Annotated in this window: 28 protein-coding genes and 1 riboswitch; of the genes, 13 read left to right on the top strand and 15 right to left on the bottom strand. The window is 73.6% G+C overall.

The window, feature by feature from the left end; translation table 11 throughout:
* The first annotated feature begins 26 nt into the window (after window positions 1-26).
* Window positions 27-752: a ZIP family metal transporter gene (locus ADK52_RS27875; RefSeq protein ID WP_053692595.1), complete on the top strand. Its 726-nt coding sequence runs from the start codon at window positions 27-29 to the stop codon at window positions 750-752.
* 2 nt (window positions 753-754) lie between these two features.
* Here the strand turns inward: ADK52_RS27875 and ADK52_RS27870 are convergent, their stop codons facing one another.
* From ADK52_RS27870 to ADK52_RS27840, 7 genes are all read right to left on the bottom strand, one after another.
* Window positions 755-2,173, bottom strand: coding sequence for a cobyrinate a,c-diamide synthase (locus ADK52_RS27870; protein WP_053692594.1), 1,419 nt, complete (start codon window positions 2,171-2,173; stop codon window positions 755-757).
* The gene (cobO, locus tag ADK52_RS27865; protein WP_030163123.1) at window positions 2,167-2,766 is read right to left on the bottom strand and encodes a cob(I)yrinic acid a,c-diamide adenosyltransferase; all 600 of its coding nucleotides are present in this window, start codon (window positions 2,764-2,766) and stop codon (window positions 2,167-2,169) included. The genes ADK52_RS27870 and cobO overlap by 7 nt, the downstream gene beginning before the upstream one ends.
* A complete protein-coding gene (locus ADK52_RS27860; protein WP_053692593.1) occupies window positions 2,766-4,919 on the bottom strand; it encodes a putative cobaltochelatase in 2,154 nt (717 codons plus the stop codon). The genes cobO and ADK52_RS27860 overlap by 1 nt, the downstream gene beginning before the upstream one ends.
* 67 nt (window positions 4,920-4,986) lie before the next feature.
* Complete coding sequence (locus ADK52_RS27855; RefSeq protein ID WP_053692592.1) at window positions 4,987-6,531, bottom strand: cobyric acid synthase; 1,545 nt, start codon at window positions 6,529-6,531, stop codon at window positions 4,987-4,989.
* A complete protein-coding gene (locus ADK52_RS27850; RefSeq protein WP_053692591.1) occupies window positions 6,528-7,487 on the bottom strand; it encodes a cobalamin biosynthesis protein in 960 nt (319 codons plus the stop codon). The genes ADK52_RS27855 and ADK52_RS27850 overlap by 4 nt, the downstream gene beginning before the upstream one ends.
* Before the next feature lie 57 nt (window positions 7,488-7,544).
* Window positions 7,545-7,640: riboswitch (cobalamin riboswitch) on the bottom strand.
* A 171-nt stretch (window positions 7,641-7,811) separates the two neighbouring features.
* The gene (locus ADK52_RS27845) at window positions 7,812-8,033 is read right to left on the bottom strand and encodes a hypothetical protein (protein ID WP_053692590.1); all 222 of its coding nucleotides are present in this window, start codon (window positions 8,031-8,033) and stop codon (window positions 7,812-7,814) included.
* Window positions 8,034-8,061: 28 nt separating this feature from the next.
* A complete protein-coding gene (locus ADK52_RS27840; protein WP_053692589.1) occupies window positions 8,062-9,354 on the bottom strand; it encodes an inorganic phosphate transporter in 1,293 nt (430 codons plus the stop codon).
* A gap of 355 nt (window positions 9,355-9,709) precedes the next feature.
* Here ADK52_RS27840 and ADK52_RS27835 point away from each other — a divergent pair, with 355 nt between their 5' ends.
* A complete protein-coding gene (locus tag ADK52_RS27835) occupies window positions 9,710-10,840 on the top strand; it encodes an alpha/beta hydrolase family protein (protein ID WP_053692588.1) in 1,131 nt (376 codons plus the stop codon).
* Between the two features lie 117 nt (window positions 10,841-10,957).
* Window positions 10,958-12,427 carry a hypothetical protein gene (locus ADK52_RS27830; RefSeq protein WP_078988652.1) on the top strand — a complete coding sequence of 490 codons (1,470 nt, stop codon included), beginning with the start codon at window positions 10,958-10,960 and terminating at the stop codon, window positions 12,425-12,427.
* A 39-nt stretch (window positions 12,428-12,466) separates the two neighbouring features.
* Here ADK52_RS27830 and ADK52_RS27825 read toward each other — a convergent pair whose 3' ends face one another.
* Window positions 12,467-12,862 (bottom strand): VOC family protein, encoded by a 396-nt coding sequence (locus tag ADK52_RS27825; RefSeq protein ID WP_053692610.1) that lies wholly within the window; start codon window positions 12,860-12,862, stop codon window positions 12,467-12,469.
* A gap of 60 nt (window positions 12,863-12,922) precedes the next feature.
* Window positions 12,923-13,813 (bottom strand): neutral zinc metallopeptidase, encoded by an 891-nt coding sequence (locus ADK52_RS27820; RefSeq protein WP_053692587.1) that lies wholly within the window; start codon window positions 13,811-13,813, stop codon window positions 12,923-12,925.
* 248 nt (window positions 13,814-14,061) lie between these two features.
* On the opposite strand from ADK52_RS27820, the gene ADK52_RS27815 reads away from it, so the two are divergent.
* The 3 genes from ADK52_RS27815 (at window position 14,062) to ADK52_RS27805 (ending at window position 17,177) form a co-directional block, all read left to right on the top strand.
* Entirely contained in the window at window positions 14,062-15,660 is a 1,599-nt protein-coding gene (locus ADK52_RS27815; RefSeq protein ID WP_053692586.1) for an ABC-F family ATP-binding cassette domain-containing protein, read from the top strand.
* 353 nt (window positions 15,661-16,013) lie between these two features.
* Window positions 16,014-16,235 carry a helix-turn-helix domain-containing protein gene (locus tag ADK52_RS27810; protein ID WP_030163146.1) on the top strand — a complete coding sequence of 74 codons (222 nt, stop codon included), beginning with the start codon at window positions 16,014-16,016 and terminating at the stop codon, window positions 16,233-16,235.
* A 162-nt stretch (window positions 16,236-16,397) separates the two neighbouring features.
* Complete coding sequence (locus ADK52_RS27805) at window positions 16,398-17,177, top strand: enoyl-CoA hydratase/isomerase family protein (RefSeq protein WP_053692585.1); 780 nt, start codon at window positions 16,398-16,400, stop codon at window positions 17,175-17,177.
* A gap of 2 nt (window positions 17,178-17,179) precedes the next feature.
* Here ADK52_RS27805 and ADK52_RS44625 read toward each other — a convergent pair whose 3' ends face one another.
* Window positions 17,180-18,133, bottom strand: a complete 954-nt coding sequence (locus ADK52_RS44625; protein ID WP_053692584.1) for a zinc-binding dehydrogenase — start codon at window positions 18,131-18,133, stop codon at window positions 17,180-17,182.
* A 187-nt stretch (window positions 18,134-18,320) separates the two neighbouring features.
* Between ADK52_RS44625 and ADK52_RS27795 the strand changes: the two genes are divergently transcribed.
* The 5 genes from ADK52_RS27795 to amaP are packed head-to-tail and all read left to right on the top strand — an operon-like array spanning window position 18,321 to window position 20,554.
* Entirely contained in the window at window positions 18,321-18,752 is a 432-nt protein-coding gene (locus ADK52_RS27795; protein ID WP_078988651.1) for an Asp23/Gls24 family envelope stress response protein, read from the top strand.
* Window positions 18,753-18,762: 10 nt separating this feature from the next.
* Window positions 18,763-18,945: a hypothetical protein gene (locus ADK52_RS27790; protein ID WP_053692582.1), complete on the top strand. Its 183-nt coding sequence runs from the start codon at window positions 18,763-18,765 to the stop codon at window positions 18,943-18,945.
* Between the two features lie 7 nt (window positions 18,946-18,952).
* Window positions 18,953-19,366: a hypothetical protein gene (locus tag ADK52_RS27785; RefSeq protein WP_053692581.1), complete on the top strand. Its 414-nt coding sequence runs from the start codon at window positions 18,953-18,955 to the stop codon at window positions 19,364-19,366.
* Complete coding sequence (locus tag ADK52_RS27780; protein ID WP_053692580.1) at window positions 19,363-19,965, top strand: DUF6286 domain-containing protein; 603 nt, start codon at window positions 19,363-19,365, stop codon at window positions 19,963-19,965. The genes ADK52_RS27785 and ADK52_RS27780 overlap by 4 nt, the downstream gene beginning before the upstream one ends.
* 4 nt (window positions 19,966-19,969) lie before the next feature.
* On the top strand, window positions 19,970-20,554 hold the full coding sequence (amaP, locus tag ADK52_RS27775; protein WP_053692579.1) for an alkaline shock response membrane anchor protein AmaP: 585 nt from the start codon (window positions 19,970-19,972) through the stop codon (window positions 20,552-20,554).
* Between the two features lie 27 nt (window positions 20,555-20,581).
* Here the strand turns inward: amaP and ADK52_RS27770 are convergent, their stop codons facing one another.
* The 5 genes from ADK52_RS27770 to ADK52_RS27750 all read right to left on the bottom strand — a co-directional run bounded on the left by ADK52_RS27770 (window position 20,582) and on the right by ADK52_RS27750 (window position 24,287).
* A complete protein-coding gene (locus tag ADK52_RS27770; RefSeq protein WP_053692609.1) occupies window positions 20,582-21,337 on the bottom strand; it encodes an SDR family oxidoreductase in 756 nt (251 codons plus the stop codon).
* 10 nt (window positions 21,338-21,347) lie between these two features.
* A complete protein-coding gene (locus ADK52_RS27765) occupies window positions 21,348-22,142 on the bottom strand; it encodes an SURF1 family protein (RefSeq protein WP_053692608.1) in 795 nt (264 codons plus the stop codon).
* A gap of 130 nt (window positions 22,143-22,272) precedes the next feature.
* The gene (locus ADK52_RS27760) at window positions 22,273-22,506 is read right to left on the bottom strand and encodes a hypothetical protein (RefSeq protein ID WP_078613516.1); all 234 of its coding nucleotides are present in this window, start codon (window positions 22,504-22,506) and stop codon (window positions 22,273-22,275) included.
* A 64-nt stretch (window positions 22,507-22,570) separates the two neighbouring features.
* Entirely contained in the window at window positions 22,571-23,548 is a 978-nt protein-coding gene (locus ADK52_RS27755) for a DEDDh family exonuclease (RefSeq protein ID WP_053692578.1), read from the bottom strand.
* Window positions 23,549-23,624: 76 nt separating this feature from the next.
* Entirely contained in the window at window positions 23,625-24,287 is a 663-nt protein-coding gene (locus ADK52_RS27750) for a TetR/AcrR family transcriptional regulator (RefSeq protein ID WP_053692577.1), read from the bottom strand.
* Window positions 24,288-24,429: 142 nt separating this feature from the next.
* On the opposite strand from ADK52_RS27750, the gene ADK52_RS27745 reads away from it, so the two are divergent.
* Together ADK52_RS27745 and ADK52_RS27740 are read left to right on the top strand one after the other, a co-directional pair.
* The gene (locus ADK52_RS27745) at window positions 24,430-25,227 is read left to right on the top strand and encodes an acetoacetate decarboxylase family protein (RefSeq protein WP_053692576.1); all 798 of its coding nucleotides are present in this window, start codon (window positions 24,430-24,432) and stop codon (window positions 25,225-25,227) included.
* A 1-nt stretch (window position 25,228) separates the two neighbouring features.
* Window positions 25,229-26,113: an SDR family NAD(P)-dependent oxidoreductase gene (locus ADK52_RS27740; protein WP_053692575.1), complete on the top strand. Its 885-nt coding sequence runs from the start codon at window positions 25,229-25,231 to the stop codon at window positions 26,111-26,113.
* Window positions 26,114-26,123: the final 10 nt, after the last annotated feature.

Genomic DNA, 26,123 nt, shown 5'->3' with positions numbered 1-26,123 from the left:
GGCGAGGAGTCGGTATTCAGGGGCACATGGCCGTGATCGTGGCGCTGGGCGCGTTCCTGATGACCCTGGCGGGCGGGTGGACGGCGCAGCGCGTCACCGACCGCCGCCACCTCGTGCTGGGCCTGGCCGGCGGGCTGATGCTCGGCGTCGTCGGCCTCGACCTGCTGCCGGAGTCGCTGCACGCGGCCGGCCGCAAGGTGTTCGGCGTCCCGCTCGCCCTGCTGCTCTTCGTGGCCGGGTTCCTGATCGCGCACGTCGTGGAACGCCTGCTGGCGGTACGGCAGGCCGCGCACGGCGCCGAGAACGGGGGCCGCGTCCCCGAGGTCGGGCTGACGGCGGCCTCGGCGATGGTCGGCCACAGCTTCGCCGACGGCGTGGCCCTGGGCGCGGCCTTCCAGGTCGGCGGCGGGATGGGCGTGGCCGTGTCGCTGGCCGTCATCACGCACGACTTCGCCGACGGCTTCAACACGTACACGCTCACCCGGCTGTACGGGAACGCCCGCCGCAAGGCGCTGATGATGCTCTTCGCGGACGCGGTGGCCCCGGTGCTGGGCGCGGCGTCCACTCTGCTGTTCACCCTTCCGGAGGAACCGCTGGGGGCGTACCTCGGCTTCTTCGGCGGAGCCCTGCTGTACCTGGCGGCCGCCGAGATCCTGCCGGAGGCGCACCACAAGCACCCCGCCCTGTCCACGCTGATGTGCACGGTGGGCGGGGTGGCCGGGATCTGGCTGGTGGTGGGCCTCGCGGACTGAACTCACCTGGCCCGCGCCGCGGCTTCCGCGAACCGCAGGGCCACGGAGGGCTCCGCCGCCCAGTGCGTGTGCAGGTAGCTGGCGTGCACACCCCGCTGGACGAAGCCCTCGACCCGGCGTTCGGGATGCGTGAACCCCCAGGCGGGGGCGGCGCCGGCACCGGGCTCGATCACCGTGCGGTGGAACTCGTGGCCGCGCAGCCGGGTGCCGGTGGCGGCGAGGGCGCTGTCCGACACCGCGACGGCCTCGCGGTAGCCGAGGGTCAGCCGCTCCGACATGCGCGCGTCGGCGTCGAGCACCCCGCACATGGGCTTGCCGTCCAGGGAGCGGGCGAGGTACAGCAGCCCGGCGCACTCGGCGGCGACGGGCCCGCCGGCCGCGGCGAAGCCCGCGACGGCCTCGCGGAGCGGCGCGTTGGCCGCGAGCTCGGGGGCGTACACCTCGGGGAACCCGCCGCCGATCACCAGGCCCGTGGTCGCGTCGGGCAGGGCCTCGTCCCTGAGCGGGTCGAAGGTGACGACCTGCGCTCCGGCTGCGGTGAGCAGCTCGGCGTGCTCGGCGTACGAGAACGTGAACGCCGGCCCGCCCGCGACGGCGATGACGGGTGCGGCGCCGCCGCCCTCGAGCCCCCGCGCCCCGAACGCCGGCGGGGCCGGATTCCGCCCGGCTTCGCTGAACAGGGCCCGTTCCGGCGACCAGGCTTCGCAGGCCAGCGGCGGCGCCGTCCGGGCCAGGGCCATCAGGGCCTCCAGATCGCAACCCGCCCGGACCTGGTCCGCCAGGGCGGCGACCGAGGACAGGGCATCGGTGCGCCGCTCGGCGACCGGGACCAGGCCCAGGTGCCGCGACGGCGCGGCGACCTGCGGGGCCCGCCGCAGGACGCCGAGCACCGGCATCCCGGCCTCCTCCAGAGCCTCCCGCAGCATCGCCTCGTGCCGGTCGGACCCGACCTTGTTCAGGATCACGCCGCCCAGCCGCACCTGCGGGTCGAACGACGCGAAACCGTGCACCAGCGCCGCCACCGAACGCGACTGCGACGAGGCGTCGACCACCAGCACCACCGGCGCCCGCAGCAGCTTCGCCACCTGCGCCGTCGACGCCAGCTCGCCCCGCCCCGCGGCCCCGTCGTACAGGCCCATCACGCCCTCGACGATCGCGAGATCGCACCCCGCCGCCCCGTGCGCGAACAGCGGGGCGACCAGCTCTGGTCCGCACAGGAACGCGTCCAGGTTGCGCCCCGGCCGGCCCGTGGCCAGCGCGTGGTAGCCGGGGTCGATGTAATCGGGCCCGGCCTTGTGCGGGGACACGGCGAGGCCGCGTTCCGAGAAGGCCGCCATCAGGCCCGTGGCGACGGTGGTCTTGCCGCTGCCGGAGGACGGCGCGGCAATGACCAGCCGGGGGATGTGGAGCGAAGTCACCACTCGATGCCCTTCTGGCCCTTCTGGCCGGCGTCCATCGGGTGCTTGACCTTGGTCATCTCCGTGACCAGGTCCGCGAACTCCACCAGCTTCTCCGGCGCGTTGCGCCCCGTGATCACCACGTGCTGGGTGCCGGGCCGGTTCCGCAGCACCTCGATGACCTCGTCGACGTCGATCCAGCCCCAGTGCATCGGGTACGCGAACTCGTCCAGCACGTACAGCTTGTGCGTCTCCGCGGCCAGGTCGCGCTTGACCTGCTCCCAGCCCTCCTTGGCCGCCTGCTCGTTGTCGAGCTGCGCGTCCCGCTGGACCCAGGACCAGCCCTCGCCCATCTTGTGCCAGACGACCGGGCCGCCCTCGCCGGAGGCGCCGAGCACCTTGAGCGCGTTCTCCTCGCCGACCTTCCACTTCGCCGACTTGACGAACTGGAACACCCCGATCGGCCAGCCCTGGTTCCAGGCGCGCAGCGCCAGCCCGAAGGCCGCCGTCGACTTGCCCTTGCCCGGGCCGGTGTGGACGAAGACGAGCGGGCGGTTGCGGCGCTGGCGCGTCGTGAGTCCGTCGTCCGGAACGACGGTCGGCTGTCCCTGCGGCATTACGCGGCCCTCCTGGTGGTGTGGGATGACTGAGAGGTCACTGACGTACGTACGTTCTTCACGAGCCCGGCCAGCGAGTCGGCCCGCAGCCCGTCGAGCGTGACGGCGGGCCCGCCGAGGTCGCCGGCCAGTACGCCGGCCAGCCCCAGCCGCACCGGCCCCGACTCGCAGTCCACGACCACCGACGCGACGCCCTCGGCCTGGAGCAGCCGGGCGCTGCGGCCCGCGAGCTCGCGCGGGTCCCCGCCGGCGGAACCGGCGGATGCACTCGAACCCGTCGAACCGGCTGAAGTGGCCCGCCCGTCGGTGACGACCACGAGCAGCGGGCGGCGGCTGGGATCGCGCAGCCGCTCGATCCGCAGCACCTCGTGGGCCTTGAGCAGGCCCGCGGCGAGCGGGGTGCGCCCGCCCGTCGGCAGCTGTTCGAGCCGGGCCGCGGCCGCGTCCACCGAGGAGGTGGGCGGCAGCGCGAGCTCGGCGGAGGCGCCCCGGAAGGTGATCAGACCGACCTTGTCCCGGCGCTGGTAGGCGTCCAGCAGCAGCGAGAGCACCGCGCCCTTGACCGCGCTCATGCGCTGCCGGGCCGCCATCGAGCCGGAGGCGTCGACCACGAACAGGACCAGGTTGCCCTCGCGGCCCTCCCGCGTGGCCTGGCGCAGGTCGTCCTTGCGGACGACGAGCCCGCGCCCGGTGCGCCCGCGCGCCTTCTGGTGCGGGGCGGCGGCCTGGACGGTCGCGGCGAGGTGCAGCTTCGTCAGGTGGCCGCGGGGGCGCTGGGCGCCGGTGGTCCGGCCGTGCGCGGTGCGGGCGCGCGAACGCCGCCCGGACGCGCCCTCGCCGAGACCGGGCACGCTGAGCATCTTGGTCCGGAACGGCTCGGCGGCCCGTACCGCGGCCTGCTCGGGCGGGGTGCCGTCCTGGGAGGCGGGCTGGCGCTCGGGGGCCTCCGGCGCGTCGGGGGCCGACGGGGCCGGGTCGTCCTGTGCCCCGGGAGCCTCCGGGGCCTCGGGCGCCTCGGGTCCGCCCTGCGGGGGGACCCCGCCGCCCCCGTCGTCCGGGCCGCCGTCCTGCGGACCGCCGTCGTCCGGGCCGCCGTCGTCCGGGCCCTCCGGTTCCGGGTCGGGCTCGTTCTCCGGCTCCTCGTCGGGGAACCGGTCCAGGATCTCGTCGAGCTTGTCCTCGTCGAGGCCCGGCGCGTCGAAGGGGTTGCGGCGGCGCCGGTGCGGGAGCGCCAGCAGGGCGGCCTGCCGCACGTCCTCCTTGCGGACGTCGCTCCGCCCGGCCCAGGCGGCCAGCGCGGTCGCGGTGCGGGCCATCACGATGTCGGCGCGCATGCCGTCGACCTCGAAGCCGGCGCAGGTCGCGGCGATCTGGAGCAGGGAGGCGTCGCCCAGGCGGACCTGGGGGAGCAGGGCGCGGGCGGCCACGACCCGGGCGCGGACGTCCTGCTCGTCACCGGCCCAGCGGGTGGCGAAGGCGGCCGGGTCGTCCTCGTACGCGAGCCGGCGGCGCACCACCTCGACGCGCTGGGCGGGCTCGCGGGAGGCCGCCACCTCGACGGTGAGCCCGAACCGGTCGAGGAGCTGCGGGCGGAGCTCGCCCTCCTCGGGGTTCATGGTGCCGACGAGCAGGAAGCGCGCGGCGTGGCGTACGGAGACGCCCTCGCGCTCGACGTAGGAGGCGCCCATCGCCGCGGCGTCGAGGAGGAGGTCGATGAGGTGGTCGTGGAGGAGGTTGACCTCGTCGACGTACAGGATCCCGCGGTGCGCGTCGGCGAGCAGGCCGGGCTCGAAGGCCTTCACGCCCTCCGAGAGGGCCCGTTCGATGTCGAGGGCGCCGACGAGCCGGTCCTCGGAGGCGCCGACGGGCAGCTCGACCATGCGCGCGGGCCGGGCGGCCCCGGGGCCGGGTTCGTGCGGGCCGTCCGGACAGGCCGGGTCGGGGGCGGCGGGAGCGCAGGAGAAACGGCAGCCGGGGATGACGTCGACCTGCGGCAGCAGCGCGGACAGCGCGCGGACGGCGGTGGACTTCGCGGTCCCCTTCTCGCCGCGCACGAGCACGCCGCCGACCGCCGGGCTCACGGCGTTGAGCAGGAGCGCCAGCCGCAGGTCGGTCTGGCCGACCACTGCGGTGAACGGGTAGGGCGTGCTCATGCGATGCCTCTCTCTGTGCGGGTACGGATATGCGGGCGCGGGCCGTTGCGAACGGGGGCCGCCGCCGTCACGGCGCGCCCGGGGGGAGGAACGGGAGGCCCGCGGGGGCGCCGTCCTCGATCAGACGGAGCAGGGCACCGGTGTCCGCGTGCTCGGCGATCAGGTCGCCCAGCAGGTCCAGCTGCTCCTCCCGGAGGGAGGAGAAGGACGTGTCGGGGGACGGGACGAAGCGGCGGCCCGCGGCCGAAGCCACCTCGCGCAGGAACGCCCGCCGGAAGCCGTCCGACTCCAGCGAGCCGTGCCAGTGGGTGCCCCACACCGAGCCGACCCGGCAGCCTTCCAGACTGCGTCCATCGCCATCAGAGATGAACGTCTCCCCACCCAGGACCTCGGCCACCCCGTGGTGGATCTCGTACCCGTCGACCTCCTCGCCGAGCGCGGTCCCGGAAGGCCGGGCCAGGGTCTTCTCCCGCTCGAAGCGGATCCGCACCGGCAGCAGGCCCAGCCCGTCCACCGAGCCCGCCCGCGATTCGACCTCGTCCTCGATGTGCTCGCCGAGCACCTGGTAGCCGCCGCAGACGCCCAGTACCGGCCGGCCCTCCGCGGCCCGCCGCAGCAGCGCGTCCGCGAGGCCGCGCTCGCGCAGCCACTCCAGGGCCTTCACCGTGCCGCGGGTGCCCGGCACCACCACGAGGTCCGCGTCGGCCAGTTCCTCGGCCCGGTCCACGAACCGCACCACCACGCCCGGCTCCGCCGCCAGCGCGTCGACGTCCGTGAAGTTCGACATCAGCGGCACCGCGCACACCGCGACCCGCAGCACGTCCTCGCCGACCGGCGGGGCCACGACCGACTCGCGCACCGCGCCCCGCAGGGAGACCCGGAGTCCGTCCTCCTCGTCGATGCCCAGGCCGTGCCGGAACGGGAGGACGCCGTACGTCCCGCGCCCGGTCAGGGAGCGCAGCATCTCCATGCCGGGCTCCAGCAGCGACACGTCGCCGCGGAACTTGTTGACCATGTATCCGGCGATCAGCGACTGGTCCTCCGGCGACAGCAGCGCCGTCGTCCCGAAGAACGAGGCGAAGACCCCGCCGCGGTCGATGTCCCCGACCACGACCACCGGGAACCGCGCGGCCCGCGCGATGCCCATGTTCACGATGTCGGTCCGGCGCAGGTTGATCTCGGCCGGACTGCCCGCCCCCTCGCAGATCACGGCGTCATACGTGCCCCGCAGCTGCTCCAGACAGTCCGTGACGACGCCGAGAAGCTGTTCCTGCCGCCCCCCGTGGTAGCCGCGCGCACTCATCTCGCCCACCGGCTTGCCCAGCAGCACCACCTGGCTGCTGCGGTCGCTGCCGGGTTTGAGCAGCACCGGGTTCATCAGCGCCGTCGGCTCCACGCGCGCCGCCTGGGCCTGCATCGCCTGCGCGCGCCCGATCTCGGCGCCCTCGCGCGTCACGAACGAGTTCAGCGACATGTTCTGCGCCTTGAACGGCGCCACCTTCACGCCCTGCCGGGCCAGCCAGCGGCAGATGCCCGCCGTGACCACGCTCTTGCCCGCGTCCGATGTGGTGCCCGCGACGAGGAGTCCCCCGCCGAGCTTCCCGCCGCTCATCCGCGTCCCTTCCGTATGCCGTACGACACCGCACAGCGCAGTGCCACACACGCCCCCAGTGCCAGCCACGTCACCTGACGCGACAGCCGCACCGCGCGTTCGATGTCCGCGACCTGCACCGGCCGCCCCGCCCCGCCGTTCAGCACGGCCCGGTGCTCGACCCGCCCCCCGTACGCCAGGGTGCCCCCCAGCCGCACGCCGAGGGCCCCGGCGAACGAGGCCTCCACGGGGCCGGCGTTCGGGCTCGGGTGTGCGGCGGCGTCCGCCCGCCAGGCCCGTACGGCTCCCCGCCGGTCGGGACCGGCCAGTACGGCGGCCAGGGCGGTCAGCCGGGCGCCCGGCCAGCCCGCGAGGTCGTCGAGCCGGGCCGAGGCCCAGCCGTAGCGCAGGTAGCGCGGCGACTTGTGGCCGACCATCGCGTCCAGGGTGTTCACGGCGCGGAAGGCCAGCAGCCCCGGGACGCCGGCGGCGGCGCCCCACACCAGGGCCCCGACCACCGCGTCGGAGGTGTTCTCGGCGACCGATTCCACGACGGCGCGGGCCATCTGCTGCTCGTCCAGGGCCTGCGGATCGCGCCCGCACAGGTGCGGCAGCCGCTCGCGGGCCACCTCGGCGTCCCCGGCGGCGAGCGCCCCGCCGATGGCGCGGGCCTCCCGGCCCAGCGAGGTGCCGCCGACGACGGCCCAGGTGGCCGCGGCGGTCAGGGCGATGCGGGCGGCCGAGGGCCGGGAGCGCACGGCGCGGGCGCCCAGCGCGCCGACGGCGGCCGCGCCCCCGGCGCACAGGAGGGTGTGTACGACGCCCCGGCCGCGGTCGTCGCGCCACAGGGCGCGTTCGACGGCGGCGGCGGCTCGTCCGAAGGCGGCCACGGGGTGCCCTCGGCGCGGATCACCGAGGATCCGGTCGCCGATCAGGCCCGCCGTGGCGCCGTACGCGAAGACGCGGTCGGCACGCATGGTGCAGGTATGTCCTCACTCAGGGTCCGCGCCCTGGTTCGACGTGTCCGGCGGTGGGAGTTCCTGGCTCCCGGGGCGGGCGCACGGCTCACGTGCCGCGTGCTCCCCGGTGACAGTGGCGGGACCGCGCCGGATTCGCACCGGACTTCCTCTCCATGCCGCCGTATTGGCTCGGGCAGTCCACCACGCACCGCGAAGGCCCGTCAACTCGCCGTTGACCTGCGGCGAGGCACGTCACAGGCACGGGTCGCGGACGTACGAAAGCTCCCCCCGGGAAACCCGGAGGGAGCTTTCGTACGCCGTGCCCCGATCGGTCGGATCAGGTCAGCTGATGATCAGGTAGATCCCGTACCCCACGGCCGCCGTGACGAGCGCGAAGCAGGCGTACGCGCCGCTGCGGGCGAGGGTGGAGGCGCCGCCCTGCTCGGTGGCGGCCTCGTGCTTGGAGAGGCCCACCAGGCCCAGGGTGAACAGGGCCACGAGGGCGACGGTGGCGGAGAGGCTGACCCCGAAGACGGAGCCGAGTGCTGCCCAGTCGATCTTCATACTGCGGATTCCTCTGTCGTTCTCGGGGTCAGACCGCGGCGGCGGGAGCCGCCGGCGTCGTCGGAGCGGCCGCCGGGATGGTGGCCTTCAGCGCCTCGTCCGTGACCGCTGCGGTCGTACCGGCGGCGGCCTCGGCAGCGGCCTCGGCGGCCACGGTCGGCGGGACGGTGACGGCGGCCATGGCCGTGGTGACGACACCCGGCTCCTCGGCCGCGGCCTGCTGCGCGTCGTTGACGTTGCTGTGGTCGACGACCTGGCGGCGCGAGATGACCCAGATGGCGACGCAGGAGGCGACCAGGAAGAGCGCGACGGCGGCGACGCCGACGTCACCGGTGCGCATGACCAGCTCGGCACCGGAGGCGACGACGGCCGCGGCCGGCAGGGTCAGGCCCCACGCGATGAACATGCGGGTGGCGGTGGACCAGCGGACCACGCCGCCCTTGCGGCCCAGGCCCGCACCCATGACGGCGCCGGAGCACGCGTGGGTGGTGGAGAGGGAGAAGCCGAGGGTGGAGGAGGCCAGGATGACGCTCGCGGCCGAGGTCTGGGCGGCGAAGCCCTGCTGCGGCTGGAGGTCGGTCAGGCCACTGCCCATGGTGCGGATGATGCGCCAGCCGCCCAGCGAGGTGCCCAGGGCGATGGCCAGGCCGGCGGAGACGATGACCCAGACCGGCGGGTTGGCGCCGGAGTCCAGGGCGCCGCCCGCGATGAGCGCCAGGGTGATGATGCCCATCGTCTTCTGCGCGTCGTTGGTGCCGTGCGCGAGGGAGACGAGACCGGCCGAGGCGATCTGCCCGGCGCGGTAGCCCTTGGTGGCGGTCTTGCCGCCGACCTTGCCGCCGAGCTTGTACGTGACCTTGGCGGCCAGCATCGAGGCCACACCGGCCACGATCGGCGCGGCGACCGCGGGGAGCAGCACCTTGCTGACGAGCGTGCCGCCGTTGACGGCGCCGAGGCCGGCGGAGGCGACGGCCGCGCCGACCAGGCCGCCCATCAGTGCGTGGGAGGAGCTGGAGGGGAGCCCGACCAGCCAGGTGACGAGGTTCCAGAGGATCGCGCCGACGAGGGCCGCGAAGATCACTTCTGGCTGGATGCCCTCTTCGTTGACCAGGCCCTTGGAGATCGTCTTGGCGACCTCCACGGACATGAACGCGCCGACGAGGTTGAGCACGGCGGACATGGCCACCGCCGTCTTGGGCTTGAGGGCGCCGGTCGAGATGGTGGTGGCCATCGCGTTGGCCGTGTCGTGGAAACCGTTCGTGAAGTCGAACACGAGAGCGGTAATGATCACGATCCCGAGGAGAAGCGTTATGTGCTCCATTTACCCAGGCTTCTGTTTGACGTCAGTGGCTCGGCGACCGTAGGCAACCTGGATGAACGGAAGGTGAACTGACTCGGGCGGAGCGGTGTACTGGCCCGTCGTGCCATCGGGACCTTCATCCCCATTTTGGCGCCGATACGGCGATTAATGCACGTCAACGCCCGGTAGCCGGGTGGCTCCACACGGGGCCCGAAGCCCCCGGGGCCGCCCCGCGGGGGCTCGGGGGGAGATGCAGATCACTCCCGGCCGACGGGCCCGCCGGACCTCCCTGCCCTCTCTTCCCGCCCCCGCCCGGCCGCAATCGGAGCATTCCGCTCCAGTGGCCCGCAGGCCCTCCCGCCCCGACACTGGAGCCGTGCCTTCCGCCACAGCGACGGCCGCGGCCGTCGCGACCACTCTCGTCGGGGCCGGCGCCGCCGCGGTCGCGGCCGGCCGGTACGCCGCCGACGCCGCCCTGCGGCACGAGCCCGGCCGCCCCCTGCCCGGCGGGCCGCGGCTCAGCGTCCACTCCAGCGGCTCCGGGCAGATCACGCTGACCCGCTCGCTGGCCTCCCTGCGCCCCGGTACGTACGGACTCTCCGCCCCCGGGGTGCACGCCGTGGTCGGGTCCGTCCTCCACGGGGTCGACCGCGGCCCGGACACCGTCGTACGCCGGCTCCTCGCCGTCACCCACGGCAGCCTCGACCCCGGCGCCCGGGTCACCCTCACCCCCCAGGTCCACGTGGGGAACCCCGGCTCGGCCCTCGGGCTCGACCACGCCGACGTGGACGTCCCCGGCGAGCTCGGCGGGCTGCCCGCCTGGTTCGTGCCCGCCGGCCGCGACACCTGGGTGATCACCGTGCACGGGCTCGGCGCCGGCCGCGAGCACCCGATGGTGGTCATGCCGTTCCTGCACCGCCAGCGGATGCCCGTCCTCGACCTCGCCTACCGCGGCGACCTCGGGGCCCCCGCGTCACCGGACGGTCTCGGCCACCTCGGTGAATCGGAATGGCGCGACGTGGACGCCGCCATCCGCTACGCCGTGCGCTACGGCGCCCGCCGGGTCGTCCTGCACGGCTGGTCCACCGGGGCCGCCATGGCCCTGCACGCCGCCGAGCGCTCGGCGCTCGCCGACCGGATCTCCGGGCTCGTACTGGACTCCCCGGTGCTCGACTGGCACACGACCCTGCGCGCGCTCATCGCCGCCCGCCACACCCCGGCCCCGCTGGTTCCGCTCGCGGTGCGGGCCGCCGAGGGGCGCGCCGGGCTGCGCGCCGACCGGGCGGCGCCCGGGTCGGACCCCGCGGCGCTGCGCGTCCCGGTCCTGATCTTCCACGGCCCGGACGACACGCTCGCCCCCTGGGAGCCCTCCCGCCGGCTCGCCGCCGCCCGCCCCGACCTGGTCACGCTGCGGACCGTCCGCGAAGCCCCGCACGGGGCCATGTGGAACGCGGATCCGGCCGGATACGAGGAGGCCTTGAGGCGCTTCCTGACCCCTCTTATGTGAAGGCCGTGTGCCGGACGGGACGGGGAGGGGCCATTTTCCCGGTATGTCCACCCGCCGACTCCTGATAATGGCTGGTTCCGTTTGGGCTTTCGGCCGGTGACGGGCGAGACTGCTTCCGTGACGTCCCGAAAGCCTGATGAGCAGTTGGCTCGCGACTCCAGACTCCGACTCGTCTCCCCGCGTTCCGTCGCCGCGGCCCGCAAGGCGGTGACCGACCGACGCGCCCGTTCCGCTTCCCGGCCCCCGGCGGGCACCCCTGCCACGGCCGAACTCGCGACACGGGCCCGGGCCTCGCTGGCCGACGCGGTACGGCTCGCCCGCTGGGCCGAGCTCAACCTCGGTGCCGGGGACGGAGGCAGGCCCGCCCCGGCGGGAGCGCTGCCCGCCGCCGACGTCGAACGCGCCGCCGGTGAACTGAAGCTGACACACGGGCAGATCCGGGTCGGATGGGACCGCGCCCGGCTCGCGGGCCTCGTCGAGGTGCACGGCGGCCAGGCCCGGCCCGGCTGGCGGCTGCGCGCCTGGGACCGCGACGACACCGCCGTACTGCGCGGCTGGGTCGCCCTGTTCGACGCCTGGTCGCTGGTCCACCCGGCCCCCGCCGACATCGCTCCCGCGGTCGTCGCGGAGGTGGTCGAGGCGATGCCCCAACTGCTCTCCCTGCTCCAGTTGTCCGCCGGTCCCGTGACCGTTCCGGACCTGCTGGACCTGCTCGGGCAGCGGGTCACCGAACTGCGCGACGAGCGCTGCGAGATCCCCTACGACGCCCCCGCGCGCGAGACCCCGCCCGCCGACGGGACACCGGCCACCGCCCGGGCGGCCGACCCCGAGGCGGCCCCCGAGGCCGCCGGCCACACCGCGCCCGTCCCGCTCGCCCGGCTGCTGCGCTGGGCGCTCGGCGGACTCGCCGCCGTCGACGCCGTCACCCTCGGCCCCGCGCAGGCCGCCCTCACCCCGCTCGGCAGCTGGGCCGTCTGGGTCAAGCTCGAACAGATCTGCGTCGCCGCGCAGAGCCCCGCCGGGAACATCGAGCAGTCCGCCGCCGCGATGCTGCACGGCTGCGCCCGGCTCACCCCCGGACCGGCCCGCGCCGAGTACCGGGCCTGGCTCGCCGCCCGGCCCGTCGGCCACGCCGTCAGCGAACTGCTGCACGCCGCCCGCGGCGAGGACGCCCTGCTGCGCGGGCTCGCCTTCGAGGCCCTGCGCGTGGTCGGCGCCCCGGCCGAACCCGAGGTGCGCGCCGCCGTACGCGACGCGGCCCTGCGGCCCTACGCCCTGCTCTGGCTCGCCGAGCACGACGGGGTCGATCCCGACGAGGCCCAGGACGTGCTCACCGCCGAGGAGACGACCTGGCTCTGGGTGGACACGGCCGCCGCCATCGCCGACCACGGCGAGGCGGACCTGCTGGCGCGCCACCTCGACTCGGCCGTCCGGACCACCGTCCCGCGGCTGCTGGACGAGGTCCGCGCGGTCGGCCATCCGCGCACCGTCCAGGTCCTGGTCGCGCTCGCGGCCGCGCACCCGGATCCGGCCCTGGCCAAGGCGGTCCGCCGGGCCGCCTTCCAGGTCCACACCGGCGGCGCGTAGCGCCCGCGGCGCTCCGTACGGGGGAACGCGCCGCGGGTCTCAGACCTGCGGCGCGTACGTCCCGAAGCTCCAGACGTTGCCCTCGGCGTCCTTGGCCATGTAGTCGCGGGAGCCGTAGTCCTGGTCGGTGGGCTCCATCAGGATCTCCACGCCGTGCTCCGCGGCCCGCCGGTGATGGGCGTCCACGTCGTCGACCACCACGTAGACCCCCACGGGCCCGCCGTCCCCCATGGCCTTGTCGAAGACACTGCCCGTGCCCTTGCTGCCCAGCATCACCAGACCGTTGCCGTACGCCAGCTCCGCGTGCATCACCGAGCCGTCCTCGCCCTCGTACACCGCGACCTGGCTGAAGCCGAAGGCCTCGGTCAGCAGCTTGATGGCCGCCTTCGCCTCGCGATAGCGCAGCGTGGGACAGATGGACGGAACGCCTGCCATGACGACCACTCCCTCTCGTGACGGTGACCTGCGTCACAGCATGGCAGGCGCCGCCGACGGTCAGCGGAAGGTGTTGCACTGGGCCATGTCGCCCGTGCGGTAGCCCTGGTAGAACCACTGCTGGCGCTGCTGGGCCGAGCCGTGCGTCCAGGACTCCGGGGTCACCCGGCCCTGGACCTTCTCCTGGATCCGGTCGTCGCCGACCGCGGCGGCCGCGTCGAGGCCGTCCTTGATGTCCTCGTCGGTGAGGCTGGTGATGAGCGGCCGGCCCGTGGTCTCGTCCGGGGTCCGCGTCGCGTTGCGCGCCCACACCCCGGCGTAGCAGTCGGCCTGCAGTTCGACCTTGACCGCGTTGCTGTTCGCGCCCTGCTGCCCGTCCTGGGCCTTCCGCAGGGTTCCGGTCAGGTTCTGGACGTGGTGCCCGTACTCGTGCGCGACGACGTACGCCTGGGCGAAGGGGCCGCCGTTCGCGCCGAACTTCGTCCGCAGGTCCTCGAAGAATCCCAGGTCCAGGTAGACCTGCCGGTCGGCGGGGCAGTAGAAGGGGCCGACCGCCTTGGTGGCGGTGCCGCAGGCGGTGTTCACGCGGTCCTTGAAGAAGACCGTCGACGCCGGGGTGTAGCGGCCGCCGCGCCGGGTGAACTCGTCCTTCCAGAAGTCCTGGGTGCTGTTGACGACCGCGACCAGCCGGCAGTCCTCCCGCGCGTTCGCGTCCCGCCCCTTCTTGCAGGACTGCTCCACCTGACTGACGGACGACGAGGTCGCCGCCGACTCCGGGTTCCCGGAGGAGAGCCCCAGCTGGTCCGGGCCCACGCCGAAGATCAGCCCGAGGACCAGTGCGATGAGGCCCGCGATACCGCCGCCGATCGTCGCCCGCCCGCCCGGGACGCGGCTGCCGCGCTGGTCCTTGACCTCGGAGGTGTCCAGATTGGCGTCGTCGTCGAACTGCATCCCGCACCGCCTCGATTCAACGTGGCCGCCCCTGCGGCGAACATCACCCGGTCCATCCTGATACGCGGCCGGGCCCACCGGAGCGATCCGTACGCCGAACGGGGGACCCGTCAAGGGCCGGGCGCCCCCCAAAACCGGTTGCGCACCCCCGGTAGAATGAACCCATGGCAAATCTCCTCGCGGATTAGCGGCGTCGAAGCATCGCGTCCTGCCCCCCTTCCGCCGTCCCCCCGCCCTGGAGTATTTCCGTGATCACCGCCACCGGCATCGAGCTGCGCGCCGGCGCCCGCGTCCTCATCGAGTCCGCTTCCTTCCGCATCGCCAAGGGCGACCGCATCGGCCTGGTCGGCCGCAACGGAGCGGGCAAGACCACGCTCACCAAGTGCCTCGCCGGCGAGGGCCAGCCCGCGGGCGGGTCCATCACCCGTTCGGGCGAGGTCGGCTACCTCCCGCAGGACCCGCGCACCGGCGACCTCGACGTCCTGGCCCGCGACCGGATCCTGTCCGCCCGCGGCCTCGACGTCCTGCTCAAGAAGATGCGCATGAACGAGGAGCGCATCGCCACCGGCGCCGGCGCCACCCGCGAGAAGGCGCTCAAGCAGTACGAGCGCCAGGAGACCGAGTTCCTCACCAAGGGCGGGTACGCCGCCGAGTCCGAGGCCGCGACCATCTCGGCCGCCCTCAGCCTGCCCGAGCGCGTCCTCGGCCAGCCGCTGCACACCCTCTCCGGTGGTCAGCGCCGCCGCGTCGAGCTCGCCCGGATCCTCTTCTCGGACGCCGACACCCTGCTCCTCGACGAGCCGACGAACCACCTCGACGCCGACTCGATCGTCTGGCTGCGCGACTACCTGAAGAACTACCGCGGCGGCTTCGTCGTGATCTCCCACGACGTCGACCTGGTCGAGACCGTCGTCAACAAGGTCTTCTACCTCGACGCCAACCGGTCCCAGATCGACATCTACAACATGGGCTGGAAGCTCTACCAGCAGCAGCGCGAGGCCGACGAGAAGCGCCGCAAGCGCGAGCGCCAGAACGCCGAGAAGAAGGCCGCGGCCCTGAACTCGCAGGCCGACAAGATGCGCGCCAAGGCGACCAAGACCGTCGCCGCCCAGAACATGGCCAAGCGCGCCGACCGCCTGCTCGCCGGCCTGGACGCCGTACGCGTCTCCGACAAGGTCGCCAAGCTGCGCTTCCCGGACCCGGCGCCCTGCGGCAAGACCCCGCTGACCGCCGAGGGCCTGTCGAAGTCGTACGGCTCACTGGAGATCTTCACCGACGTCGACCTGGCCATCGACAAGGGCTCCCGCGTCGTCATCCTCGGCCTCAACGGCGCCGGCAAGACCACGCTGCTGCGCCTCCTCGCGGGCGCCGAGAAGCCGGACACCGGCGAGGTCACCCCGGGCCACGGCCTCAAGCTCGGCTACTACGCCCAGGAGCACGAGACGCTCGACCCCGAGCGCACCGTCCTGGAGAACATGCGCTCGGCCGCGCCCGACCTGGACCTGGTCGCCGTGCGCAAGACGCTCGGTTCCTTCCTCTTCTCCGGCGACGACGTGGACAAGCCGGCCGGGGTCCTCTCCGGTGGCGAGAAGACCCGTCTGGCCCTGGCCACGCTGGTCGTCTCCTCCGCGAACGTGCTGCTCCTCGACGAGCCCACCAACAACCTGGACCCGGCCAGCCGCGAGGAGATCCTGGGTGCGCTGCGCACCTACAAGGGCGCGGTCATCCTCGTCACGCACGACGAGGGCGCGGTCGAGGCGCTGGAGCCGGAGCGGATCATCCTGCTCCCGGACGGCGTCGAGGACCTCTGGGGCCCGGACTACCGGGACCTCGTCGCCCTCGCCTGATCCTCCCGGAGCCGGTGATCCAGTTCCTTATGGATCATTCGGCTCAGGCGTGATCCATCATCTGAGTGAGACGGTCTCGTACCCCTGCGCTCTGTACGACGGCCCTGGCCGTGCCCGTCCGGGTACGCCGCCGGGGGCCGTCGTTTTTTGCCGTCCGGCCCCTGACCTGGAGATTCCCGGTGAGCGTGGAGAAGTGTGACGGACGTCATGCAGCGGAAGAGAAGATTCCGTTCTGCTGATGTGTCCACGCCTCGGGAAATGTCGTCGTACCGACCTTGCTGAATGGGTGGCCAGGAAGCCGGGGAGGGGTGATCATGAGAAGTCCAGAGCGCACTTCCCATGAGGAGGCACGGGTGGCCGAGACTCTGAAGAAGGGCAGCCGGGTAACCGGCGCCGCGCGCGACAAGCTCGCGGCAGACCTGAAGAAGAAGTACGACTCCGGTGCGAGTATCCGTGCGCTGGCCGAGGAAACCGGCCGGTCCTACGGATTCGTCCACCGGATGCTCAGTGAGTCCGGAGTCATTCTGCGTGGTCGCGGTGGCGCGACGCGCGGCAAGAAGGCGGCTTCGGCCTGACCTCGATCCAGGCCGTCAGGCCCGGAGCCGGGGTGGATCACGCTCGCCTGCCCACACCGTAGTTCTTCGGTGACCCCCGGTCGGCCGTCCGGCCGACCGGGTGGTTACTGTGCAGTCACTTAGGCCGGGATTGCGGCCGACTGCACACCGGAGGGCACACAGATGGCTCTGCTCGACAAGGACGGCGTACGGCTCACCGTGGACGACTCGGTCGCGACGGTGACACTGACCAATCCGGCCAAGCGAAACGCTCAGTCCCCCGCGCTCTGGCGGGCGTTGGCGGAGGCCGGAAGGTCGTTGCCGGGCACCGTCCGGGTCGTGGTGCTGCGCGGTGAGGGCAAGTCCTTCTCCGCCGGACTCGACCGGCAGGCGTTCACCCCCGAGGGTTTCGAGGGTGAGCCGTCCTTCCTCGATCTGGCGCGCGGTTCGGACGAGCTGCTCGACTCCACCATTGCCGAGTACCAGGAGGCGTTCACCTGGTGGCGGCGCAACGACATCGTCTCCATCGCCGCCGTACAGGGCCATGCGATCGGCGCCGGCTTCCAGCTCGCGCTGGCGTGTGACCTGCGCGTGGTCGCCGACGACGTCCAGTTCGCCATGCGCGAGACCAGCCTGGGTCTCGTGCCCGACCTGGCCGGGACGCAGCCGCTGACCTCGCTGGTCGGCTATGCCCGCGCGCTGGAGATCTGCGCGACGGGCCGCTTCGTGCATGCCGAGGAGGCGGAGCGGGTCGGACTGGCCAACCTGGTCGTACCCGCCGATGAGCTGGACGCGGCGGTGCAGGACCTCACGACGGCCCTGCTGGCCCCGCCGCGCGATGCCGTCATCGAGACGAAGGCCCTGCTCCGCGACGCCGGATCCCGGCCCTACGACGCCCAGCGCTCGGCGGAGCGGGCCGCTCAGGCCCGCCGCCTGCGCGACCTGGCGGGCCTCTCGGACTGACCTCAGGGGATCAGGAGGGCTTTGCCCGGGATCGCACGCGCCTCGATGGCGCGATGGGCTTCCGCCGCGTCCGCCAGCGGGAACCTGCGTGCGATCACCGGGCGGAGCCGCCCCGCCGCCGCCTCGGCCAGGGCGAAGCCCGCCAGCCGGGTGATCTCCGCCGGCGGGAACTGGACCTCCGCGATCCCGCGCAGGGAGATCCCGCGCCGCTCCACCTCCGCCGGGTCCAGTGCGGTGAAGCCGCCGCTCGGCGCGCCGTGCGCCGAGACCCGCCCGCCGTCCCGGAGCAGCGCGAAGCCGGCCAGGCCCAGCTCGCCGCCGACCCCGTCCAGCAGGACGTCCACGGGACCGCCGACCGCCTCGGTCCAGCCCGGATCCGTGTAGTCCACCGCCCGGTCCGCGCCCAGCTCCCGGATCAGCGCCAGCTTCCGCTCGCCCCGGGCCGCCCCCACCACGTACGCCCCCGCGGCCACCGCGAACTGCACCAGCAGCGTCCCCATCCCGCCGGCCGCGCCCAGGATCAGCACCCGGTCGCCCGCCGTGATCCCGACTCCCTCGACGATGCCCGAACCGGTCACCCCGTCGTGCGCCAGGGCCGCCGCCTCCGCGGCCTCCAGGCCGTCCGGGACCGGGACCAGCAGGTCCACCGGGACCCGGACCAGCTCCGCGTACGTCCCCTTCGTGCCCGGGGCGGCCACCACCCGGCGGCCCCGCCAGTGCGGATCCACCCCCTCACCCACCGCGACGACCGTTCCCGCGGCCGCGCCGCCCGGCACGTACGGCGGGTGGATGCCGAAGGACTCGCCCCAGCCCCCGCGGATCTGGGTCTCCACGAAGATCGTGTCCACGGCCTCGGCCCGGACCACCGCCTCACCCGGCCCCGGGACCGGATCCGGCAGTTCCACCGGAACCAGGACCTCCGGACCGCCGTACCCGTCCACCCGTATCGCACGCATGCCATTCCCCCTGTCCGAAAGCGGCCTCTCGGCCTTGATCACGCGCCCACTCTCCGACCTCAACCGCAGTTGAGGTCAAGCGGTGGAGGGGGTCCGTTCCCGGCCGACCGGAGTAGTCCCGGAGCGCCGCCGCGGGTACGCGCTTACCGTGGTGCGAAGTGAGTCCATCCGCGCGAAGGGACACGCGATGACCGAATCCACATCCGGGGGCGCCTCCCGCAATCCGGCCGACCGCGGCCGGACCACCATCTCCGACGGGGTGGTCGAGAAGATCGCCGGACTCGCCGCCCGCGAGGTGGTCGGGGTCCATGCCATGGGCAGCGGCACCGGCCTCGCCCGTACGTTCGGCGCCGTCCGCGACCGCGTCCCCGGCGGGGCGAAGTCCTCGGCCACCCGCGGGGTCAAGGCCGAGGTCGGCGAGGTGCAGACCGCCCTCGACCTGGAGATCGTCGTCGACTACGGCGTGTCGATCCGCGACGTGGCCCGGGCCGTCCGTGAGAACGTCATCTCGGCGGTCGAGCGGATGACCAGCCTGGAGGTCGTCGAGGTCAACATCGCGGTCAGCGACGTCAAGCTCCCCGACGAGCCCGACGAGGAGCCGGAGTCCCGACTCCAGTGAAGGAGCCCGCATGAGGATGGCGGTCGCCGGTCTCTTCGCCGGCATGGCGCTCGCGTTCGCCGGATATTTCGGCGGGTTCGGAGCCTTCCTGCTGGTGGCGGCGCTCGGCGCCATCGGCTGTATCGTCGGCCGGTTCCTGGAGGGGGACCTGGAGCCCGGCGACTTCTTCCGCCCCCGCAACCGCGACAGGTGAGGCCCTGATGAGTACGACACGGGCGACCCCGCAGCGGGTCCCTCCCGCCGAACGGGGGGCCACCCGGATCGCCGACCGGGTCGTCGCCAAGATCGCGGCCCAGGCCGCCCGGGAGGCGCTCGCCGCGCGGCCGGCCGGACCGCCCGAAGCCGGCGGGGGCGGCCCGGCGGGCCGCGGCGCCGCGCCGGGCGCCCCGCACGCCAGCGTCACCGTCCACCACGACATCGCCCGGGTACGGGTGAGCCTGGAACTCGGATATCCGTCCGACCTCGCCGACCAGTGTGCGGCCGTACGCCGCCAAGTGGTCCGCCGCATCGAGGAGTGCGCCTCCATGTCCGTACCCGAGGTGGACATCGACATCGAGCACCTGCACTCCAAGCACACCCGCACCGCCGCCGTACGGGACCGGAAACTGCGGTGACGGCGCCGGCACCCGGCCGGGCGCCGGCCCAGGCGGCGGCCCCGGCCCACATCGCCCGCTTCCGGTCCGCCCGGCGGATCCCGGCCGCGCTGACGGCGCTGGCCGTGCTCGGGGCCGCGGGCCTCTTCCTCTACGACCTCGCCGCCGTACGGGCCCACCGCCCCGGCATGGAGTGGCGCCGCGAGCTGGTCCACCAGCTGGAGCGGCACACCCCCGCCGACCCGGAGGTGGCCGTCGGCGCCGCGGTCCTCGCCGTGGCCGGGGCGGTGCTCCTGCTCCTCGCCCTCACCCCCGGGCTGCGCGCCGTCCTGCCGATGCGGCCGCCGGACCCGGACGCCGGGGTACGGGCCGGGCTCGGCCGGAAGGCCGCGGCCCTGGTGCTGCGGGACCGGGCGATGGAGGTGTCCGGGGTGCGCTCGGCGCGGGTCGCGGTGCGGCGGTCCCGCGTCGCGGTCCGGGCGGAGTCCCACTTCCGCGAGCTGGACGACGTACGGGCCGACCTGGAGGAGGTCCTCGCCGTCGGCATCGGGGAACTGGGCCTCGCGCACGCGCCGCAGCCGCGGGTACGGGTCACCAGGGCCCCCGTCGGGAAGAGGTGAGGGGATGCTCGGGACGGTGAACCGGATCCTGCTCGGAATCATCGGCGCCGTGCTGCTGGCCGCGGGGGTGGCGCTGCTGACGCCGCTGTGGCCGTTCGGCGGCCGCCACGAGCCGTTGCTGAGCGCGGCGACCCGCGAGCGGTACTGGCATGCCGAGGGCTGGTGGTGGTGGGCGGTGCTCGCCGGACTCGGGGTGTGCGTGGTGCTCGCGCTGTGGTGGCTGCTGGCGCAGCTGCGGCGCTCGCGGCTGCCCGCGGTGGTGGTGGACACCGGCGACGGGGCGTTCGCTGTGCTGCGCGGGCGGGCCCTGGAGGAGGCGGTGGCCGCCGAGGCGGGGGCGCTGGACGGGGTCGCCCGGTGCAGCGTCGTCCTGCGGGGCCGGCAGGGGAGGCAGGGCCGCCGGGGCCGGCGCACGGGCCCGAAGCTGCGGATGGAGCTGGAACTGGAGCCGCATGCCGTCCCGGCCGACGCCCTGGCGGAGCTGGCCGGGCCGGTGCTGAGCCACGCCCGCCGGTCGGCGGGCCTCCCCGAACTGCCCGCGGAGGCCCGCTTCCGGATCACCTCCCACCGCGCCCGCCGCGTGACGTAGGCCGTATCGCCGGGGAGGGAGGGGCCGTCAGAAGCCGTGGCGGGAGCCGCCGTCGACCGGGAGCATGATGCCCGTCAGGTACGAGGCGGCGGGCGACAGCAGGAACGCCGCCGAGCGGCCGAACTCCTCCGGGGTGCCGTAGCGCCGCAGCGGAATGCCGGATTCGCTCGCCGCGCGGGCCGCCGCCGCATCGCCCGACAGGGCGTCGAGTTCGCGGACGCGGTCGGTGTCGATCCGGGCCGGGAGCAGCCCGACCACGCGGATGCCGCGCGGTCCGAGCTCCACCGACAGGGACTTGGCGAACCCCGCCAGCCCCGGCCGCAGGCCGTTGGAGATCGTCAGCCCCTGGACCGGCTCGTAGACCGAGCTCGACAGGACGAAGCCGATGACCCCGCCCTCGCCCAGCTCGGCCGCCGCCGCGCGGGCCAGGCGTACCGCGCCCAGGAAGACCGACTCGAACGCCGCCGCCCACTGCTCGTCGGTGTTGCTCGCCGCCGAACCGGGGGCGGGGCCGCCGACGCTGATGAGGATGCCGTCGAGGCGGCCGAACCGTTCCTTCGCGGTGGCGACGAGCGCGGCCGCCGCCTCGGGGTCGGAGTTGTCCGCGGCAACGCCCACGGCGTTCGGACCCAGCGAGGCGGCCGCCTCGGCGGCGCGCGTCGCGTCGCGGCCCGTCACGATCACCTTCGCGCCGTCCGCCGCCAGTTCGCGCGCGGAGGCGAAGCCCAGGCCGCGGGTGGCTCCGGTGACGACGTAGACACGGTTTTTCAGTCCAAGATCCATGCCCGACACGCTACGCCGTCGGCGCCGGCTCCCGCTCGGGGGTCGCGCCGGCCGCCGCGGCCGCGGCGCGGTCGCGCTTCTCGCGCCGTACGAGGACCAGCCAGCCGACCGGCACCGACGCGGCGAACAGCCACCACTGCACGGCGTACGCCATGTGCGGGCCGATCGAGTCGTGGTCGGGGTCGGCGATCGGCTCGGGGCTGCCGCCCGCCGGGACCGGAGCGGTGAGCTCCATGTAGCCGCCGAGGACGGGCTTGCCCACGTACCGCGCCTGCTGGCCGCTGTTGATCAGCATCACCTGGCGGTCCGGCAGGGCCTTGCGGTCCTTGATGCCGGTGCCGCCGCTCGTCTCGTCGGCCTTCAGCCGCCCGGTGACGGTCACCTCGCCCGAGGGTGCGGGCGGCACGGGCGGGTACGCGCGCGGGTCGGCGCCGCCCGCCACCCAGCCGCGGTTGACCAGGGCCACCCGGCCGTCGGCGAGCACCAGCGGGGTCAGGACGTGGAAGCCGACCTTGTCATCGTTGTCGGTGCGCATCCGTACGACGACCTCGTGCGCGGTGTCGTAGGTCCCGGTGGCGGTGACGGCACGCCAGAAGTCGGCCCGCGGGACCTGGTGGCCGGGGGAGGTCACCTCGGTCATCGGCACCGGCTTCGCGGACAGGTTCGCCGCGATCAGCTCGTTCTGCGCGACCCGGTGCTCATGGCGGTGGTACTGCCAGAACCCCAGCTTGATCATCGCGGGGATGAGGGCGAGGGCGATGAGGGTGAGGCACACCCATTGCCGGGTCAGCAGAAAGCGGTACACGCCCACGACGGTACCCCCAGACGGGAAGACCCCGGCGGCCGGGTGGCCGTCCGGGGTCGGGAAGGGGGACGGGAAGGGAGAGGGGGAGGGGAGAGGGGAAGGGGAGGGGAAGACGAGGGCGAGGGGAGGGTCACACGCGGTCGACGATGCCCACCTTCCCCTCCGCGCGGGCGCAGTGCGCCCCGCAGAACCACTGGCCCTCGACCTCGACGCCCTGTCCGATGATCTGCACCCGGCAGTGTTCGCAGATGGGCGCCATGCGGTGGATGGCGCAGGAGAAGCAGTCGAAGACGTGCACGCTCCCCTGCGCGTGCACCTCGAAGGACATGCCGTAATCGTTTCCGCAGACCTCACAACGTGCCATGCGCCACAGGGTGGGACCGGACGGGCGCGACGGGAAAGCGGGTGCCGGGCGAGTCGCCCGACGCTCACCCGTCTGCCGCAGCCACGTCCCGCAGCAGTTGGGTGAAGGCCGCCTCGTCGACCACCGGCGTACCGAAGGACTTCGCCTTGACGGTCTTGGAGGTGGCCGAATCGGGGTCGTTCGTCACGAGCAGGCTCGTGAGCCGCGACACACTCGTCGCGACATGCAGCCCCGCCTCGATCGCCCGGTCCTCCAGCAGCTCCCGGTCCACCGAGGTGTCACCCGAGAAGGCGATCCGCATGCCCTGCTTGAGCGGTTTTCCGTCCTCGAAGCGCCCCGGGTTCGGGTGCGGGCACGGCGGCCGCTTGCGCGAGGGCCGCCAGCCGGCGCCCCCGTACGAGGCCTGCCGGCCGATCCGCGGGGTGACGGGGGAGTCCGACCACTCCGTCAGCGGCCGGCACTCCAGCAGGGGCAGCCGTACGCCGTCCCGCGCGGCGGCGTGCAGCGACGGACGGAACGCCTCCGCGAGCACGCGGGCGTCGTCGAGCGCGTGGTGGGCGCGCTGCTGGACCACGCCGAAGTGCGCGGCGAGCGACTCCAGCTTGTGGTTGGGCAGCGGGAGGTTGAGCTCCTTCGACAGGGCGATGGTGCACAGCCGCTGACGGACCGGCGCGGTCTCGGCGGCCCGCGCGTACTCCCGGGCGATCATCTGCCAGTCGAACATCGCGTTGTGCGCGACGAGCACCCGGTCCGCGAGCCGGCCGGCAAACTCCTCGGCGATGTCCTTGAAGAGCGGCGCGTCCTGGAGCATGTCGCTGGTCAGTCCGTGGATCCAGACCGGGCCCGGGTCCCGCTGCGGGTTGACCAGGGTGTACCAGTGGTCCTCGACATTGCCCTGCGCGTCGAGCCGGTAGACGGCGGCGGAGATTATCCGGTCGTCGCGAGCGAGCCCGGTCGTCTCCACGTCGACGACCGCATACCCCTCGGGGTACGCGGTCGGCCACGTCGTCTCTGCGGTCGTACGGTCGTCGAGCATGGTCACAGAGGATATCGGCACGGACTGACACCCGGTGCCCGATGGGCCCCGCCGGCCCGAGGGCGGTGGCCGGTAAAGGGGTTCACCGCGGGGGCGGGTCCGCCGGTGCCAGCAGGGAGCGGACCAGGGCGCGGACGGAGAGCAGGAACAGGCGTTCCGGGTCGGCCGGGCGGGCGAGGGCGCGGGCGAGGTCCGGGTCGTCGGGGGCGGCGGTGGAGCTCTCCCCGGCGGAGCCGGGGGGAGGGTCCCAGAGGTCGCTCTCGGCGGGGGACTGGGCGGGGGAGCGTTCGCGGTTGCGCTCCACGAGGAGGTAGCCGACGATCTGGAACTGGACCGCGCGCACGGCGTCGGCGGCCCGCGCTCCGCGCAGCCCGGCCGCGTGCACCTCGTGGACCAGGGCCTGCTGGGCGGGCAGGAACATCCGCTCGGTGAGCCCGCGTTCGTGGACCATCGCGATCAGGTGCGGCCGCTCGCGCAGTTCGCGGCGCAGGATCCGGGCCACCGAAAGGATCCGCTCGACGGGGGTGCGGCCGGCCGGCCGTATCGCGCCCATCTCCTGGACGGTCCGCTCGACGAGGGCGTCGAGCAGCGATTCACGGTTGCCGACGTGCCAGTAGATGGAGGTCACCGCCGTGCCCAGCTCGGCGGCGAGTTTGCGCATGGTGAGGGCGGCCGGGCCGTGCTGCTTGACCAGGGAGGCCGCCGCCGCCAGTACCTCGTCACGGGTGAGCGTGGCTCTGGCCATGGCCGTCTTCCGCCAATCTGTCGGATCCAGTAAATCTGTCGAGTCGTCAGTTTCCTTGTGTGCAGAGGTCTTTACCCTTCATCGCTCGCGGTGTAACTGTGTTACAGAACCGATCCGCTCAAGGCGAGGGATGGTGCGAGAGATGACACGCGTACGGTACGGAGCGCGCACCGAGGCCGAGATCACGGCGTCGCGCGAGAAGAGTTCCCGGCTCCCCGACATCTGGTCCACCGGAGTGGTGGCCGTCTGGGAGAGCGACCCGGACGTGGTGGCGGCGGTCCTGCCGCCACCGCTCAAGCCCGCCGAGCGGCCCCTCGTACGGGCCAACATCAGCAAGGTCGACCTGCCCGGCTACCCCCTCGGCGCCGGCTCGGTCGCCGTCGCCGCGCAGCACGACGGGGTCGAGGGCTGGTATCCGCTGGTCATGCCCATGACCCACGAGCGGGCCCTGATCGGCGGCCGCGAGGTCTTCGGCGAGCCGAAGAAGCTGGGCGAGGTCGAGGTCGAGCGCGACGGCCTCGTCGTACGGGCCTCCCTGGCCCGGCACGGGATCGCGTTCGTGGAGGTGCGCGGGGCGGTGGACCGCGAACTGCCGCTGCCCGAGCCCGTCGCCAAGACCGACTTCTACTTCAAGTTCCTTCCGGCGGTGGACGGTTCGGGCTTCGACGCCGACCCGGTGCTCGTCCACGTCACCCGCAACGAGAAGGTCCGCAGGCTGGAGCACGTCACCGGCGACGTGGTCCTGCGCGAGTCGATGTTCGACCCCGTCGCCGACCTCCCCGTACGCCGGATCGTGGAGATCACCATCGGCGAGAAGACCACCGACCAGAAGGGCCGCGTCGTCGAGCGCGTCAGCGCCCGGGCCCTCCTCCCTTACATCCACCAGCGCTACGACGACCCGATGCAGATCCTCGACGGCCCGCCCGAGGGGAGCGTGTGACATGCGGCTCGAACCCGGACAGGTGGCCGTCGTCACCGGCGCCGCGAGCGGCATCGGCCTCGCGATGGCCCGCCGCTTCGCGGCCGAGGGGCTGAAGGTCGTCCTCGCCGACGTGGAGGAAGCGGCCCTGCGCAAGGCCGCCGACGAGCTGACCGCCGACGGGGCCCGGGTGCTGGCCCGGCCCGTCGACGTCAGTGACCGCGACTCCGTGCTCGCGCTGGCCGACGCCGCGTACGAGGCCTTCGGCGCCGTGCACGTGCTCTGCAACAACGCCGGCGTCGGCTCCGGAGCCGAGGGCCGGATGTGGGAGCACGAGCCCAACGACTGGAAGTGGGCCTTCTCCGTCAACGTCTGGGGCGTCTTCCACGGCATCCAGGCCTTCGTCCCGCGCATGATCGCGGGCGGCGGCCCCGGCCACGTCGTCAACACCTCCTCCGGCGACGGCGGCATCGCCCCGCTGCCCACCGCCTCCGTCTACGCCGTCACCAAGGCGGCCGTCGTCACCATGACCGAGTCGCTGTACGCCCACCTCAAGGCGGAACGCGCGGCCATCGGCGCCTCCGTCCTGTTCCCCGGACCGCACATGCTGCGCACCGGGCTGTGGGAGTCGCACCGCAACCGGCCCGAGCGGTACGCGAAGCAGCGGCCGCGCAAGACCCCGTACCGCAGCCTCGACCAGTACGAGGCCGCGATGAAGCGGGCCGGCCACGAGGTGGACTTCACCCCGGTCGAGGAGGTCGCCGAGCACGTCGTCGACGGCATCCGCGCCGACCGCTTCTGGATGCTCCCGGCGAGCGAGCACAGCGACCGGCAGATCCGCGCCCGGTCGCAGTCGATGCTCGACCGCGCCGACCCCGCCTACCTGGAGAGCTTCATCCTCGACTGAGGAGCGTGTG

This window comes from Streptomyces sp. WM6372, assembly GCF_001279655.1.
GTDB lineage: Bacteria > Actinomycetota > Actinomycetes > Streptomycetales > Streptomycetaceae > Streptomyces.
The sequence above is the reverse complement of the archived record's forward strand: the minus strand, read 5'-3'. Positions and strand labels throughout refer to the sequence as shown.